The organism is Polaromonas glacialis, assembly GCF_000709345.1.
GTDB lineage: Bacteria > Pseudomonadota > Gammaproteobacteria > Burkholderiales > Burkholderiaceae_C > Polaromonas > Polaromonas glacialis.
Genome location: NZ_KL448323.1, coordinates 3,163,516 through 3,178,669, shown reverse-complemented (window position 1 = coordinate 3,178,669; position 15,154 = coordinate 3,163,516). Strand labels below are relative to the sequence as shown.

Below are 15,154 nucleotides of genomic sequence, written 5' to 3'. Positions count from 1 at the left end.
CCCACTGAAAAAAAAAAGAGAAACATTGCCATGAAAAAACTGATTGCTTCCCTCTTGCTGGGATTGAGCCTGCTGGGTTCAGGCGCCATTGCCCTGGCGCAGACCCCGGCAGAAGCGCCTGCCGCAACCGCATCCGCCCCGGCTGAAGCCAAGCCCGATGCTGCCGCCGCACCCGCCGCAACGGCCGCACCCGCCGCGGCCGTTGCAGCTCCGGCCGCCGAGGCTGCCGCCGCGCCGGCGCCCGTTCCTAACAAGGGCGACACCGCCTGGATGCTGGTCTCGACCATCCTGGTGATCCTGATGGTCGTGCCCGGCCTGGCGTTGTTCTACGGCGGCCTGGTGCGCAGCAAGAACATGCTGTCGGTGCTGATGCAGGTCATGGTGACGTTCTCGCTGATCGTCGTGCTGTGGTTCATTTACGGCTACAGCCTGGCCTTCACCGAAGGCAGCGCCTTCATCGGCGGCTTTGACCGCCTGTTCATGAAGGGCATCTGGGACAACGCCGCCGGCACCTTCGCCAACGCGGCCACGTTCAGCAAGGGCGTCGTGATTCCGGAAATCGTGTTTGCCGCCTTCCAGGCCACCTTTGCCGGCATCACCTGCTGCCTGATCGTCGGCGCCTTCGCCGAGCGCATCAAGTTTTCCGCCGTGCTGCTGTTCATGGTGATCTGGTTCACCTTCAGCTATGCGCCGATGGCCCACATGGTCTGGTTCTGGATGGGCCCTGACGCCTACACCGGCCCGGACGTGGTTGATGCGATGACCAGCAAGGCCGGCTATATCTGGCAGTCGGGCGCGCTGGACTTCGCCGGCGGCACCGTGGTACACATCAACGCCGCCGTGGCCGGCCTGGTCGGCGCCTTCATGGTCGGCAAGCGCATCGGCTACGGCAAGGAAGCCATGGCGCCGCACAGCCTGACGCTGACCATGGTCGGTGCTTCGCTGCTGTGGGTCGGCTGGTTCGGCTTCAACGCCGGATCGGCGCTGGAAGCCAACGGCTTTGCCGCGCTGGCCTTCATCAACACGCTGGGCGCCACCGCCGCCGCCGTGCTGGCCTGGTGCCTGGGTGAAGCGCTGATGCGCGGCAAGGCCTCGATGCTGGGCGCCGCTTCCGGCGCCGTGGCCGGCCTGGTCGCGATTACTCCCGCAGCCGGCAACGTCGGCATCGGCGGCGGCCTGGTGATTGGTTTCGTCGCCGGTTTTGCCTGCCTCTGGGGCGTGCATGGCCTGAAGAAGCTGCTCGGCGCGGACGACTCGCTTGACGTGTTCGGCGTGCATGGCGTGGGCGGTATCGTCGGCGCGCTGCTGACCGGCGTGTTCAACTCACCGGCCCTGGGCGGCCCGGGCTTTGTCGCCGACTGGGTGACCGTGGCCATGGTCACACCCGCCGACTATTCCATCGTGTCGCAGGTCTGGATTCAGGCCAAGGCCGTGTTGATCACCATCGTGTGGTCGGGCGTCGTGTCCTTCATCGCCTACAAGGTGGTTGACCTGACCGTCGGCCTGCGCGTCAGCGAAGAAGACGAGCGCGAAGGCCTGGACATCACGGCGCACGGCGAAACCGCCTACAACCGTTAAGGACGGCTTGACAAGCTGACAGAAGTCTCCGAGGGAAGTTCAGCCCGCTGGCAGCAATGCCAGCGGGCTTTTTTTTGCCGCTACAGTCGCAGGCGTGGCGGACCCTTCACCGAACCGCACCGCCCCAAGGAGAAACGCATGCCCTGGCAAATCGCCATTTCACAGCCCAGCGAACTGGGTGAATCACCGTTCTGGCACCCGGACGAGCAGCGCCTGTACTGGGTGGACATTGCTGTCCGGCAGGTCTGCCGCTCAACGGTTCCGGCCGGCACCGTCGAGCGCTGGACGCTGCCGTCCGAGCCCGGCTGCATCGCGCCGGCGCGCACCGGGGGCACAAATACCGGCCTGGTCATCGCGCTGCGGGGCGGCATCTACCGCGCCCGGCACTGGGGCGGTGAACTGGCGCTGCTTGCGCCCGCGCTGCACGACGCGGCCACCACGCGCTTCAACGACGGCAAGGCCGATCCGCTGGGCCGCTTCTGGGCCGGCACTATTTACGAGCCGCGCGACGCCGCCCGCGCGCAGCTTTTTTGCCTGGATGGCCGTGATGGCCGCGCGTCCGTGCTCGAACCCAAGGCCGGCAACGCTACCACGGCCAACGGCCTGGCCTGGTCGCCCGATGCGGCCACGCTGTACTGGACCGACACGCCAAGCCATGCCATCCGCGCCTGGGACTGGAACGCCGCCGGCAACACCCTGAGCCATGAGCGGGTGTTCCGGCAGTTTGCGCCCAAGCCCGCCGGCTGGCAGCCCGGCATGGCGGGCTACGGCGGCCGGCCCGACGGCGCGGCGGTCGATGTGCAGGGCAACTATTACGTCGCCATGTACGAAGGCGGGCGACTGCTCAAGCTGTCGCCGGCTGGCGAGGTACTGGCCGAGTTCGCCGTGCCCGCGCAATGCCCGACCATGCCCTGCTTTGGCGGCGCCGATCTGCGGACGCTCTACCTCACGACCGCGCGCCAGGGCCGCCCGGCCGAGGAGTTGCAGCGCTGGCCCGCCTCGGGCTGCGTGCTGTCGATGCCGGTCGAGGTGCCGGGGCTGCAGGTGAATTTCTTCATGGACTGAAGACAAAACCTGCTGTTTATTGATAAAAACAGGCTTTTGCGCATGACAGCCGTGCGTTTACAGCTATTTTATTCATAGCATTTGCGGGCTTTGCATCGCGCGTCATGGCTTTCGCGGGCGCTAGTGTCGCGTCAGGCGCAAACTGCCGGTTCTCGCTGGCCATCGCCGCGCATCGCCGCGTTGCAGCCCTTGCCAGGGCTTCAGCCCTGGCAAGGGCTGCGCCTTGCGCTGCACGCCGCTGGCGACGCGATCTCCCGACACTTTGCGCCTGACGCGACACTAGATGCCAACCCGCAAAAAACCGAACACGCTGCATTCAAAAAAATCAAAGACCCTGAACGCCGCGCACGCGTACCATTCCTGCCATGAATGCAGACACTGACACGATGACTTTGATGGCCGGGCGCGTTCGCGATGCGGCGCGGGCAGGAACACCCCTGCGTATCCGCGGTGGCGGCAGCAAGGACTTTTACGGCCAGGCGCTGACGGGCGAGGTGCTTGACATGGGCGCTTATTCCGGCGTCATCAGCTACGAGCCCAGCGAGCTGGTCGTGACGGTGCGCGGCGGAACCCCGCTGGCCGAACTGGAGGCGCTGCTGGCCGGACAAGGCCAGTGCCTGCCGTTCGAGCCGCCGCACTATGGACCGAATGCCACGGTCGGCGGCATGGTCGCCAGCGGGCTGAGCGGCCCGGCGCGCGCCAGCAGCGGCGCGGTGCGCGACTACCTGCTGGGCGCCGTGCTGCTCAACGGCAAGGGCGAATGCCTGACCTTCGGCGGCCAGGTGATGAAAAACGTCGCCGGCTACGATGTCTCGCGCCTGATGGCCGGCACGCTCGGCACGCTCGGCGTGCTGCTTGAGCTGTCGCTCAAGGTGCTGCCCGTCGCTCCCGGCGAAGCCACGCTGATGTGCAGCGGCTTGAGCCAGCAAAAGGCGCTGGACCTGCTCAACCGCTGGGGCGGCCAGCCGCTGCCGCTCAACGCCAGCTGCTGGGTGCGCGACGAAAGCGCTGCCCCGGTGCAGGACTTCCTGTTCGTTCGCCTGCGCGGCGCGCTGGCCGCCGTCGAGGCCGCGTGTCCGCGCATGATCGCCGATGTGCAGGCGGCCGGCGGCCAGGCGGTGCCGATGGAGCAGCCCCAAGCCGGCGACGACTGGAACGCCTGCCGCGAGCAGACGCTGCCGTTTTTCGCGCAGCCGCCGTCCCTTGATGCCTGCCTGTGGCGCCTGAGCGTGCCGCAGACCGCCCCTGCGATGGACTTGCCGTACGCGCCGCTGGTGGAATGGCACGGCGGCCTGCGCTGGCTCTGGGCGCCGGCGTCCGCAGCCGCGCAACTGCGCCAGCTGGCCGCGCAGGCGGGCGGCCACGCAACCCTGTTCCGGCGCGCTGCCCTGATGCCGGCGAACCTGCCGGTGTTCACTCCGCTGTCCCCGGTGCAGTCACGCATCCAGCGCGAACTCAGGAAGCAGTTCGACCCCGCCGGCATTTTCAATCCGGGCCGCATGCCGATCGACGGTTAAGGCACAAGGCAGCGCATGCGCCGTTTTCGCCACCTGACCAGCCAGCACCGGACCGCGTCCACCAACCGCCTGCTCGGCGGCATCCTGGCTTTCAATGCCGGCGCCGTCAATGCCGGCGGCTTCCTGGTGGTGGCGATGTACACCTCGCACATGACCGGCTTTGCCTCGCTGCTGGCCGACAACCTGGTGCTGGGGAACATGCGCCTGGTGCTCAACGCCATCGGCGCCTTGCTGGCCTTTACCTGCGGCGCGGCCTTCACCGCCGTCCAGGTGAACTGGGCGCGCCAGCACGGGCTGCGCAGCGAATACGCACTGCCCCTGCTGGTGGAAGCCTTGCTGCTGCTGCTGTTTGGCCTGATGGGCGCCACGCTGAACCGCCAGACGCCGTTTGCCGTTCCCCTCACCGTGCTGGTGCTGTCCTTCATCATGGGGCTGCAAAACGCGCTGGTCAGCAAGATCTCGTCGTCGCAGATCCGCACCACCCACATGACCGGCATCGTGACCGACATCGGCATCGAGCTGGGCAAGCTGTTTTACTGGAACCGCACGGGAAGCCCGTTCGAATCGCGGGTGCGCGCCAACCGCATCAAGCTGCGGCTGCTCGGCACGCTGCTGGGCGCCTTCATCGGCGGCGGCATCGTCGGCGCGGCGGGCTTTAAGTATGTCGGTTTCGTCTGGGTGCTTCCGCTGGCGCTGCTGCTGCTCGGCCTGTGCCTGCCGCCCCTGTATTCCGACCTCGTGCGCACCATCCGGCGCAAAACCGCCCGCCAAAGTACCTGAAGAACACCATGCAGACCCAACTCGCCCCCGAATTCCAGAACACCCCCGACGGCCTGCAGGCCGAGGCCATTTTGCGCAAATGCGTGCATTGCGGCTTTTGCACCGCCACCTGCCCGACCTACCAGCTGCTCGGCGATGAACTCGACGGCCCGCGCGGCCGCATCTACCTGATCAAGCAGGTACTCGAAGGCGAAACGCCGACGCGCAAGACCCAGCTGCACCTGGACCGCTGCCTGACCTGCCGCAACTGCGAAACCACCTGCCCCAGCGGCGTGCAGTACGGCCATCTGGTGGACATCGGCCGCAAGCTGGTCGATGAACGCGTGCCGCGCCCGGCCGGCGAGCGCGCGGTGCGCTGGGCGCTCAAGGAAGGCCTGCCGTCGCCGCTGTTCGCGCCGGCCATGAAGATCGGCCAGGCGGTGCGCGGCCTGCTGCCGCACAGCCTGCAAAACAAGGTGCCACCCAAACAGGACGACGGCCAGTGGCCCGTGCGCACCCATGCCCGAAAAATGCTCATGCTGGCGGGCTGCGTGCAGCCGGCCATGATGCCCAACATCAATTCGGCCACCGCCCGGGTGCTGGACGCCGCCGGCATCGAGGCCGTGCTGGCGGCCAAGGCCGGCTGCTGCGGCGCGGTGAAGTTCCACCTGAACGACCAGGATGGCGGCAAGCTTGAAATGCGCCGCAACATCGATGCCTGGTGGCCTTACGTCGAGGGCGGCGTCGAAGCGTTGGTAATGAACGCCTCGGGCTGCGGCGTCACGGTCAAGGAATACGGCCACATCCTCCAGGACGATCCGGCCTATGCCGAAAAAGCCGCGCGCATCAGCGCGCTGACGCGCGACCTGAGTGAATTGCTGCCGGTGATCACCGAATCCCTGCGGTCCAGCCGCCCTGACCTGATGGAGAAAATTGCCGCCAGCGCGCCCAAACTGGTGTTTCACCCGCCCTGCACCCTGCAACATGGCCAGCAGCTGCGCGGCGGCGTCGAGCAGCACCTGGGCAGCCTGGGCTTTGACATCAAGGTGTCCATGAACGAAGCGCACCTGTGCTGCGGTTCGGCGGGCACCTATTCGGTGCTCCAGCCGGAAATTGCCTACCAGCTGCGCGACCGCAAGCTGGCCAATCTGGGCGACATGGCACCCGAAGTGATCGTATCGGCCAACATCGGCTGCATCACCCACCTGCAAAGCGGGACCGCCACGCCGGTGCGCCACTGGGTCGAGGTGCTGGATGCGGCGCTGAGCGCGGCCTGAAGCGCCGGGGCTGGCCGCGGGGTGGGCCGCCAGCCCGCACAGGCGTGCTGCCCTCATGCAATCATGCGGGCACGGGGCGCGTCCCTGAATGCTGGACCGACGGCTGCGGCAGCGCTTATTTTTCGTAATACCCGACGCCCAGCAGCACGTCATCGACGCGCTGGATCACCGAATGCTTGGACTCGACCGCATTGGTGGCCGGGTTGCGCCAGACATAGTCCACCTGGCCGCTGCCGCTTTTTCTGGCCACTGCAATCATGTCCTGAACGATCGGCTTGCCGGCGACATCGTGCAGATCGCGCACATTCTGGCCGCTCAGCTGCGGGGCGGCGCCCGAGGCCCGGTATTTGCCATCCTCCAGGCCGATGGCGAAGACGTACAGGTCATCGCGCACAAAACCGCCTTTCGGGTCGTTGAAGGCCTTGAAGGCGGTGCCGGCGCCGGCTTTTTTCATCTCGGCCACGGCCTTGTCCAGCAGAGCCCGGGCCTGCTCGAAAGTGGCACGCGGCAGGTAGTAACCCACCACCACGACGTGGTTGCCGACCTTGCGGAATTTGGCGGTCTTGTTTTCAACACGGTTGTCGGCGCGGTTCAGCCAGTGGTACTCGATCGCCCCGCTGTCATGGCTGGCGGCCGCCTGCAGCAAGTCGCTGATCAGCGGCTTGCCGGCGGCATCGCGCAAATCGAGCACATTCTTGCCGGCCAGCACGTCCGGCGCGCCGCCGTTGGCATGCATGATGCCGTCCAGCCCGACCACATAGACGTAATACGGGCCGCTGACGAAATCGCCGCTGCGGTTGTTGAACGCTGCAAACGCCTGGTCGGGCCCCTGTTTTTGCAGGTAGTCCACCGCACGATTGAGCATCGCCTCGGCTTTTTGGGCTTCACCCCGTTCCACCGAGCCGACCGACTTCGCCGTTTTAGCCATCTCCTCGCCAGCGGCATGCAGGCAGGGCGTGACTGACAGCGCAGCGCAAAAGGTCACGGTCCATATTCCGTAGTGAGTTGTTTTCATGAGTGTTTCCCTTGCAGTAAATGATGAGCCGGTGGACCCGAAGAATGACCTTGCAACAAGGCGGCAGGGCTGAAGCGTCACACCCCATGATGATTCGGCCCCCTACAGGCCATCCCTTTTTTCGCATGCTGGAAAGGATGCGCAGGCAAACCATTGAACAGCAAGGTGTATGCCATGCCGGGTTTTGCGCCGTTCTCAGCGGGCAGGCTGCGGCCAGCGTCGTGATGTTGCGTCAAAACCTGTCATCTGTCACAAAACAGAACAACCGCTGTCCCAGCGGCACCCGGGTTGAAACGCCCTCTCAGGATGCCGTCTGCGCTGGCGAAAAATGGCTGCGGCAATTGGCAGTTTCCTGCACATATTCCGACGATCGGACTACCCTGCGCAGTCGTCTGGTGCGCGTCAATAAGCAAGCGGCGAACAAGGGTTTACCGCACATTCCGGTACAGCAGCAGCGTCAGTTCAGGTGGCACGTCCGAGCAGCATTCACAAGCTGGCCGTCAGAGCCACAAAAACGACAACAAGTAATCGAGCCTGGACAAGGGTGCGTTTCCGGCGCCCCTTACCCCATGCGGCATCAGCCGCCTTTTTGCTTGTTGGCCCCTCAGCCATCAGGACCCGAGGGAAAGCCTGGCGCTATCAAATAAAAAGCCACCCGCGCCCGCCAGTCCGGTGAAAAACACGTTTTCCATCAAAAATCAGGCAGCCAGCGCGGTCTCGATGTCCTTGGCCATATCGTCCGGCTTGTCCAGCGGCGCATAGCGCCTGATCACCCGGCCGTCCTTGCCGACCAAGAACTTGGTGAAGTTCCACTTGATGGACTTGCTGCCCAGCAGGCCGGGCGCTTCGGCTGAGAGCCACTGGTACAGCGGATGCGCGGCCGGGCCGTTGACGTCGATCTTGGACATCATCGGAAAACTCACGCCGTAGTTGACCTGGCAGAACGTGGCGATGTCGCTGTCTGGGCCCGGGTCCTGCGCGCCGAACTGGTTGCACGGGAAGCCCAAGACCACCAGCCCCTTGTCGGCATAGGCCTTGTGCAGTTCCTCCAGCCCGCCGAATTGCGGCGTGAAGCCGCACTGGCTGGCGGTGTTGACGATCAGCATCACCTTGCCCTTGAAGGCCGACAGGGCAATGTTCTGGAAGTCGATCTGGCGGGCTTCGAAGTCGTACACCGTGGATGTGTTGCTGGCCATGAATCAGGCTCCTGTTCGTGTGGATGAAGAAGGCCTATTTTGCGCCCGTTTGGCCCTTTTTCGCAGATGGCGCCACCGCCGCCAGTACCGCCGCCAGCACGATCAGGCTGCCGCCGAGCAGCACGCGCGGCGTCAGTTCGGCGGCGCCCAGGGCGGCCGACGACAGGCTGGCAAACAGGATTTCTGTCAGCATCACGATGGCCGTCGTGCCGGCCGTCAGCCGCGCCGCGCCATACAGCAGCGCGGTGTTGCTGGCCATGAAGGCCAGGCCCAGCCCGAGCATCACCGGAATGCCGGCCACCTGCAGCGCCGGGCCGGGCACCACCTCCAGCGCCATGCCGAGCAGCGCGGCCAGGGCCGCCAGCAGGCCGCTGCCGCCGAACATGGCCAGCATGCGCGCGCTGCCGGGCGTGTCGGCACACTTGCGCAGCAGCGAATTGGTCACCGCAAAACTGAAGCCGCCGGCAATGGCCAGCCAGTCGGCGGCGCCGTGCGGCACCGGCCAGGCGGAATCGGGCGTCTTCAGCACGACCAGCACGCCGGCCATGGCCAGGGCCAGCCGGAAAAGCGATGCGGCGCTCGGTTTTTCTCCCAGCAGCCACCAGGCGACCAGCACCGACCAGGCGGGCATCAGGTAGAAAAGCAGCACCACCCGCACCACGTCGCCCACCGTCACGGCCCAGTTGAAGCCGACATTCGTCAGACCCGCCGCAGCGCCCAGCAGCCACAGCTGCGGATACGCCAGAAAACCGCGCCAGGCTTTGGAATTCACGGCCATCAGGCCGGCGACGATCATCAGGTACATCAGCGCCGTGGCCCACAGCGGATGCAGGCCATGGCCCTGCAACTGGCGAAACGGCCACCAGGAAACACCCCACACCAGCGCATTGAGCACCAGCGCGCCGACCGCCAGCGCCGCCGTCTGCCCGGAGGCAGCGCGTGTCAGGCCCACCCCCGCCATCAGTGCGTCTTGTCGCTGCGGGCGATGCTGATCAGGTGGTCGAGCTGCACCTTGTGATGGATGGTGTTGCTCTTGTGCCAGCGCTGGATCAGCCACATGAAGCCGGCCACCACGATGCCAAAACCGGTGATCGCGCCAAAGGCCGACAACCCCATGCCGGTGGACAGGCTGTAGCCCGCGCCCAGGCTCAGGATGCACGCCTGCTCGTTGAAGTTCTGCACGGCAATCGACCGGCCCGCGCCCATCAGGTTGTGGCCCCGGTGCTGCAGCAGCGCGTTCATCGGCACCACCAGGAAGCCGCCCAGCCCGCCCAGCAGGATCAAAAAGGGCGCGGCCACCCAGACGTTGTCGATGAAGTTCATCAGGATCACCAGCACGCCCATGGCAATGCCCAGCGGCATGACCTTGGGGGCATGCTCCAGCCGCATGCGCATCGACGCCAGGATGGCGCCAACCGCCGTGCCGATCGCCACCACGCCCACCAGCGACGACGCCTGCGTGGTGCTGTAGCCGAGCGCCGCAGCGCTCCACGCCAGCACGATGTAGCGCAGGTTGCCCGACACGCCCCAGAACAGCGTCGTGGTGGCCAGCGAGATCTGGCCCAGCTTGTCGCGCCAGAGCGCCGAGTTGCAGCTCCAGAAATCGGGCAGCAGCTCGAACTTGTTGCGCGGCATGGGCCGCATCTCGACGCCGGTGTCGGGAATGCGCAGGTTGAACCAGGCGGCAATCGCATACAGCACGATCAGCAGCGAAATGGCCGCTTCCGGCGCGCTGTCGATGCCGGTGTTGATCAGCGGAAAGTCAAACGCCAGCAGGTGGCTGGAAATCGCATGGCCGACCAGCTGGCCGCCCAGCAGCACGCCCAGGATGATCGATGAAATCGTCAGCCCCTCGATCCAGCCGTTGGCCTTGACCAGCTGCGAGGCCGGCAGCAGTTCGGTCAGGATGCCGTACTTGGCCGGCGAGTAGGCGGCGGCGCCCAGGCCGACGATGGCATAGGCCAGCAGCGGGTGCGAGCCGAACAGCATCATCAGGCAGCCGATGACCTTGATGGCATTGCTGACGAACATGACGTTGCCCTTGGGCCGGGCGTCGGCATAGGCGCCGACGAAAGGCGCCAGAATGACGTAGAACAGCGCGAACATCGGCACCAGCGCGGCCGGTTGCCACTTGGGCGCCCCATTGGTCTTGAGCAGTTCGACGGCCGCTACAAAGAGCGCGTTGTCAGCCAGCGAACTGAAAAACTGGGCTGCCATGATGGTGTAAAAACCGCGCTTCATTGAACTGTATTGATCACCGCAGAAAAATGCACCAGTGGGTCCGGTGTCTCAAGATAGGGGGTGAATGTCTCCAAAATATCGCTGTTTATAGCATGGGGGCCAGATGTCAAAATGAAGGCTAGCCCGTAGTCCGATGCCAGCCCTGCCCGCACTTGCGCGGACCCGGCTGCCCCTGGCCGCCGATTCCTGTCCTTACCCACTTCCATTGCGCCATGCCACGTCCCATTCTTGCCACCGTTCACACCGCCGCCCTGAGCCACAATCTTGCGCGGGTGCGCGCTGGCGCGCCGGATTCCCGCGTCTGGGCCGTCGTCAAGGCCAATGCCTACGGCCACGGCATCGAGCGTGTGTTCGACGCGCTGCGCAGCGCCGACGGCTTTGCGCTGCTCGACCTGGCCGAGGCGCAGCGGCTGCGCGCGCTCGACTGGCGCGGCCCGATCCTGCTGCTCGAAGGCTGCTTTGACGCGCGCGACCTGGAGCTGTGCTCGCGCCTGGGCCTGTGGCACACGGTTCACTGCAACGAGCAGATCGACCGGCTGGCCGCGCACAAGACGCAGCTGCCGCACCGCGTGTTCCTGAAGATGAACACCGGCATGAACCGCCTGGGCTTCAGGCCCGAGCGCTTTCGCGCCGCCTGGACGCGGCTGAATGCGCTGCCCCAGGTCGAGGAAATCTCGCTGATGCAGCATTTTCCCGATGCCGACGGCCCCCGGGGCATCAGCGCGCAGCTCAAGGCCTTTGACGCCGTCACCCACGACTTGCCCGGCGAGCGCACCCTGAGCAACAGCGCGGCCATCCTGCGCCACGGCGAGATGCTGGCCGGCCGCTCCGACTGGGTCCGGCCCGGCATCGTGCTCTACGGCAGCGCGCCCGACGTTCCCGAGCACAGCGCCGCCCACTGGGACTTGCAACCCACCATGACGCTGTCGTCGCGGATCATCGGGCTGCAGCAACTGCAGGCCGGCGACACGGTCGGCTACGGTTCGAGCTTTACCGCCGAAGCGCCAATGCGCGTCGGCGTGGTCGCCTGCGGTTACGCCGACGGCTACCCGCGCCACTGCCCGACCGGCACGCCGGTGCTGGTGAACGGCGTTCGATGCCGCATGGTCGGCCGCGTCAGCATGGACATGATCACGGTGGACCTCACGCCGGTGCCGGGCGCCGGCATGGGCAGCGAGGTCACGCTCTGGGGCTGCGCGTCCGGCGGCGCGGTGCTGCCGATTGACGACGTGGCGCGGGCCGCCGGCACGGTGGGCTATGAGCTGATGTGCGCCGTTGCGCCGCGCGTGGCGTTTGCGCCGGTCCTGGCATGAACCGCCAGGCGATCCTTCAAACGCTGCAAGGCCGCGTGCCGGACCTGCTGGCCATCTACGCCTTTGGCAGCCGCACACAGGGCACGGCGGGGCCGCAAAGCGACCTGGACCTGGCGGTGCTGGTGGCCGGATACGCCGATCCGCTGGCCTTGTGGGATCTGTCGGGCGACTTGGCCGACGTAGCCGGCTGTCCGGTGGATTTGCTCGACCTGCGCTCGGCCTCGACCGTCATGCAACATCAAATCATCACCACTGGCCAACGCTGGTGGGCCGGGGATTCTCAGGCCGCTTTGTACGAGGCCGCCATTCTGAGCGAAAAAACCGCGCTTGACACCGCCCGCGCCGGCTTGCTGGACGACATTCAAAAAAGGGGAAGCATTTATGGCCGATGACGTGCTGATCAACAAGGCCGCCACCATCGAGCGCTGCGTCAAGCGCGCGCGAGAAGAATACGCACGCGACCCGGCCACTTTCGCCCTTGATTTCACCCGCCAGGATGCCGCCATCCTGAACATCCAGCGCGCTTGCGAAGCGGCGCTGGACATGGGCCAGCACCTGATTCGCCGGGAGAAGCTGGGCGTGCCGCAAAGCGCCCGCGACGTGTTTGCGCTCTTGGCGCAGGGCGGCTGGATGGATGCGGCGCTGGCCGATGGACTCAAGCGCATGGTCGGCTTTCGCAATATCGCCGTGCATGACTACCAGAGCCTTCAATTGCCCATCACGGTTGCCATCATTCAGAAGCACCTGGACGAGTTTTTGCAGTACAGCCAGGGTGTTCTGCTGCGCGATGCGGCGCAAGCAGCGCCCTAATACAGCCCCCTGACACGCGCCTTCAGCCGCGCCAGGCCGAGCAGCGCGTCAGTGAACGGCGTGGGCACCCCGGTCAGCTGGCCCAGCTCCTTGACGACCGTCACCAGCGCGTCGAGCTCCAGCGCCTTGCCGGCCTCGACATCCTGCAGCATCGACGTCTTGAAGGCGCCGAGCTTGCGGGTGATCTGGTGCCGGTCTTCGGGCTCTTGCTCGATCGGGACGCCGATGCGCGCGCCGATTTCCTTGGCCTCCAGCATCACGTGCGAGATGAAGCCGCGCACCAGCTCGTCATTCATGATCAGGTCGGTGGTGGCGCCGGTCAGCGCGCTGATCGGGTTGACGGTCATGTTGCCCCAGAGCTTGAACCAGATGTCCTTCTGGATCTGGTCGGAAACCGCCACATCGAAGCCGGACTTTTCCAGCAGCGCGGCCAGTTGCTGCACGCGCCCGGTTTTTTCGCCCGACGGCTCGCCAATGATGAGCTTGTTGCCAAAGTGGTGCTGCACCTGTCCGGGCGCATCGACCGAGCAACTGGCATGCACCACGCAGCCTATGATGTGTTTAACAGGCAGCGCCTGGGCTAGCGCGCCGTCGGGATCGACCGACGCCAGGCGCGTGCCGGCCAGCGCGCCGCCAAAGCCCTGAAGAAACCACCACGGCACGCCGTTCATCGCCGTCATGACGATGGTGTCCGGCCCGATCAGCGGGGCGATATGGCGCGCCACCTCGGGCAGCGACGGCGCCTTGACGGCGAGCACCACCAGGTCCTGCACGCTAAGTTCGGCCGGCGTGTCGGTTGAGGCCACGGCTTGCGACGTGATGGCCTTGCCCTCATGCAGGAGCAGCCCGTGAAGCTGCAGCGCATCGAGCGTGGTGCCGCGCGCCACCACGCTGACGCTGCAGCCGGCATGCGCCAGCCGGTGGGCTATCCAGCCGCCAATGGCGCCTGCGCCGTAAATGCAAACTTTCATGGTGTGGGTCTCCAGAAGTCAAAATTTAAGGGAAAAAGGCCTTTTGCGCAAGTCGGACGGGCGCGAGCAGCTATTGATTAAATAGCAAGTCAGTCCCGGCTCAGGCCGGTGTCAGGTGCGCTGGCAGGTTGTTGTGCTTGCCTTCATAGACCGGCGCGCCTTCGTCGATCTGCAGCGTCAGCCCGACGGCATGCGCTTCAAACACCGCCGCCAGGTGCGCCTTGCAGCTCGCCAGCAGCGCGTCGCCGGCGCGCTGGATCATCGCCGCACTGCGGCCCGGCGTGACGAGCAGGTTCAGGTAGATGAAGGCCCGGTCGCTCTGGCCGTCGGCCACGGCGAAATGCGGCGCTGGCCAGGCCATCACGCGCGTGCCGGCCACCGGAAACAGCGGGGCGCCGTCGTCATGGCGCAGCGCCACCAGCGTGGCCGCCAGGGTTTTGCACAGCGCGCCCATGTCGGCTGTGGCTTCAAGATTGGCGGTGTAGTCGATTCTCAGGTGCGGCATGGAAACTCCAGTGGAAAAACATCCGGCTCAATAGGTCTGGCTGGCGGCGGGCAGCGGCACGCCGCTTTTGAAGCGCGCCGCCAGCGCGCTGGTGGTCTTGGCCAGCAGGTTGGTGTCCAGGCCCACGGCGACAAAGGTGGCGCCGAGTTCCAGGTAGCGTCTGGCCTGGCTTTCGTCGGGCGTCAGGATGCCCGCCGCCTTGCCGGCCTTGACGATGCGCGCAATGCCGTCGGCAATCGCCGCCTGCACGGCAGGGTGGCCGGGGTTGCCCGCATGGCCCATCGACGCCGACAGGTCGGCCGGGCCGATGAACACGCCATCGACGCCCTCCACCCCGGCAATCGCGTCCAGGTGGCGCAGCGACAGCTCGGTTTCGGCCTGCACCAGCAGGCAGACCTGTGCATTGGCCTCATGCACATAGGCCGGGTTGCGGCCCCAGCCCGACACCCGCGCGCCGGCCATGCCGCGAATGCCCTGCGGGGGGTAGCGCATGGCGCGCACCAGTTCGGCGGCCTGTTCGGGCGTGTCCACCATCGGCACCAGCAGCGTCTGTACGCCCAGGTCGAGGTACTGCTTGACCAGCGTGGTGCCGATGTGGCCCGCGCCGACCGGAATGCGCGCAATCGGGTGCGAGGCATACGGCGCGATCGCCTGCAGCTGGCCCAGGATGCTGCGCAGGTCGTTGGGCGAGTGTTCACCGTCGATCAGCAGCCAGTCAAAGCCGGCGCCGGCGCACAGTTCGGCGCTGTACGCGTCGGCCAGGCCCAGCCACAGGCCGATCTGCGGCCGCTTGTCGGCCAGCGCTTGCTTGAAAGGGTTGACGAGGGTGGTCATGGATTCATTCCGTGGTGGTGATGGGAGTGCAGGAGCGCATGCTACAACGCTCCCGCGCCGCGTGCGGGCTTCG

General features: G+C 66.0%; 16 protein-coding genes. 9 read left to right on the top strand and 7 right to left on the bottom strand.

Going from position 1 to position 15,154, the window contains the following annotated elements:
- Nucleotides 1-30: 30 nt before the first annotated feature.
- The 5 genes from EC86_RS0115570 to glcF all read left to right on the top strand — a co-directional run bounded on the left by EC86_RS0115570 (nucleotide 31) and on the right by glcF (nucleotide 6,196).
- A complete protein-coding gene (locus tag EC86_RS0115570; protein WP_029526673.1) occupies nucleotides 31-1,578 on the top strand; it encodes an ammonium transporter in 1,548 nt (515 codons plus the stop codon).
- A gap of 138 nt (nucleotides 1,579-1,716) precedes the next feature.
- A complete protein-coding gene (locus EC86_RS0115565; protein WP_029526671.1) occupies nucleotides 1,717-2,643 on the top strand; it encodes an SMP-30/gluconolactonase/LRE family protein in 927 nt (308 codons plus the stop codon).
- A 365-nt stretch (nucleotides 2,644-3,008) separates the two neighbouring features.
- On the top strand, nucleotides 3,009-4,160 hold the full coding sequence (glcE, locus tag EC86_RS0115560; RefSeq protein WP_029526670.1) for a glycolate oxidase subunit GlcE: 1,152 nt from the start codon (nucleotides 3,009-3,011) through the stop codon (nucleotides 4,158-4,160).
- A 15-nt stretch (nucleotides 4,161-4,175) separates the two neighbouring features.
- Nucleotides 4,176-4,940 carry a YoaK family protein gene (locus EC86_RS0115555; RefSeq protein ID WP_029526669.1) on the top strand — a complete coding sequence of 255 codons (765 nt, stop codon included), beginning with the start codon at nucleotides 4,176-4,178 and terminating at the stop codon, nucleotides 4,938-4,940.
- Between the two features lie 8 nt (nucleotides 4,941-4,948).
- On the top strand, nucleotides 4,949-6,196 hold the full coding sequence (glcF, locus tag EC86_RS0115550; protein WP_029526667.1) for a glycolate oxidase subunit GlcF: 1,248 nt from the start codon (nucleotides 4,949-4,951) through the stop codon (nucleotides 6,194-6,196).
- 115 nt (nucleotides 6,197-6,311) lie between these two features.
- Here the strand turns inward: glcF and EC86_RS0115545 are convergent, their stop codons facing one another.
- Nucleotides 6,312-7,211 (bottom strand): cache domain-containing protein, encoded by a 900-nt coding sequence (locus EC86_RS0115545; protein ID WP_029526666.1) that lies wholly within the window; start codon nucleotides 7,209-7,211, stop codon nucleotides 6,312-6,314.
- 86 nt (nucleotides 7,212-7,297) lie between these two features.
- Here EC86_RS0115545 and EC86_RS28900 point away from each other — a divergent pair, with 86 nt between their 5' ends.
- Nucleotides 7,298-7,858, top strand: a complete 561-nt coding sequence (locus tag EC86_RS28900) for a hypothetical protein (RefSeq protein ID WP_156955332.1) — start codon at nucleotides 7,298-7,300, stop codon at nucleotides 7,856-7,858.
- A 51-nt stretch (nucleotides 7,859-7,909) separates the two neighbouring features.
- On the opposite strand, the gene EC86_RS0115540 is transcribed toward EC86_RS28900, so the two are convergent.
- From EC86_RS0115540 to lplT, 3 genes are read right to left on the bottom strand one after another with little or no spacing between them, the layout of a single operon-like run.
- Nucleotides 7,910-8,407 (bottom strand): glutathione peroxidase, encoded by a 498-nt coding sequence (locus tag EC86_RS0115540; RefSeq protein WP_029526664.1) that lies wholly within the window; start codon nucleotides 8,405-8,407, stop codon nucleotides 7,910-7,912.
- Nucleotides 8,408-8,441: 34 nt separating this feature from the next.
- Nucleotides 8,442-9,368, bottom strand: coding sequence for a DMT family transporter (locus tag EC86_RS0115535; RefSeq protein ID WP_029526663.1), 927 nt, complete (start codon nucleotides 9,366-9,368; stop codon nucleotides 8,442-8,444).
- Nucleotides 9,368-10,648, bottom strand: coding sequence for a lysophospholipid transporter LplT (gene lplT, locus EC86_RS0115530; RefSeq protein ID WP_029526661.1), 1,281 nt, complete (start codon nucleotides 10,646-10,648; stop codon nucleotides 9,368-9,370). The genes EC86_RS0115535 and lplT overlap by 1 nt, the downstream gene beginning before the upstream one ends.
- Nucleotides 10,649-10,860: 212 nt before the next feature.
- Between lplT and alr the strand changes: the two genes are divergently transcribed.
- From alr to hepT, 3 genes are read left to right on the top strand one after another with little or no spacing between them, the layout of a single operon-like run.
- The gene (gene alr, locus EC86_RS0115525) at nucleotides 10,861-11,961 is read left to right on the top strand and encodes an alanine racemase (protein WP_029526660.1); all 1,101 of its coding nucleotides are present in this window, start codon (nucleotides 10,861-10,863) and stop codon (nucleotides 11,959-11,961) included.
- Nucleotides 11,958-12,353: a type VII toxin-antitoxin system MntA family adenylyltransferase antitoxin gene (gene mntA / locus EC86_RS0115520; protein WP_029526659.1), complete on the top strand. Its 396-nt coding sequence runs from the start codon at nucleotides 11,958-11,960 to the stop codon at nucleotides 12,351-12,353. Before alr ends, mntA begins: the two co-directional genes overlap by 4 nt.
- Complete coding sequence (gene hepT / locus EC86_RS0115515) at nucleotides 12,343-12,771, top strand: type VII toxin-antitoxin system HepT family RNase toxin (RefSeq protein WP_029526656.1); 429 nt, start codon at nucleotides 12,343-12,345, stop codon at nucleotides 12,769-12,771. Before mntA ends, hepT begins: the two co-directional genes overlap by 11 nt.
- On the opposite strand, the gene EC86_RS0115510 is transcribed toward hepT, so the two are convergent.
- The 3 genes from EC86_RS0115510 to EC86_RS0115500 all read right to left on the bottom strand — a co-directional run bounded on the left by EC86_RS0115510 (nucleotide 12,768) and on the right by EC86_RS0115500 (nucleotide 15,081).
- The gene (locus tag EC86_RS0115510) at nucleotides 12,768-13,742 is read right to left on the bottom strand and encodes a 2-dehydropantoate 2-reductase (protein ID WP_029526654.1); all 975 of its coding nucleotides are present in this window, start codon (nucleotides 13,740-13,742) and stop codon (nucleotides 12,768-12,770) included. The two genes, hepT and EC86_RS0115510, sit on opposite strands and share 4 nt — an antisense overlap.
- 100 nt (nucleotides 13,743-13,842) lie before the next feature.
- Complete coding sequence (locus tag EC86_RS0115505; protein WP_029526652.1) at nucleotides 13,843-14,247, bottom strand: 5-carboxymethyl-2-hydroxymuconate Delta-isomerase; 405 nt, start codon at nucleotides 14,245-14,247, stop codon at nucleotides 13,843-13,845.
- Nucleotides 14,248-14,274: 27 nt separating this feature from the next.
- Nucleotides 14,275-15,081, bottom strand: coding sequence for an aldolase/citrate lyase family protein (locus EC86_RS0115500; protein ID WP_036772252.1), 807 nt, complete (start codon nucleotides 15,079-15,081; stop codon nucleotides 14,275-14,277).
- Nucleotides 15,082-15,154: the final 73 nt, after the last annotated feature.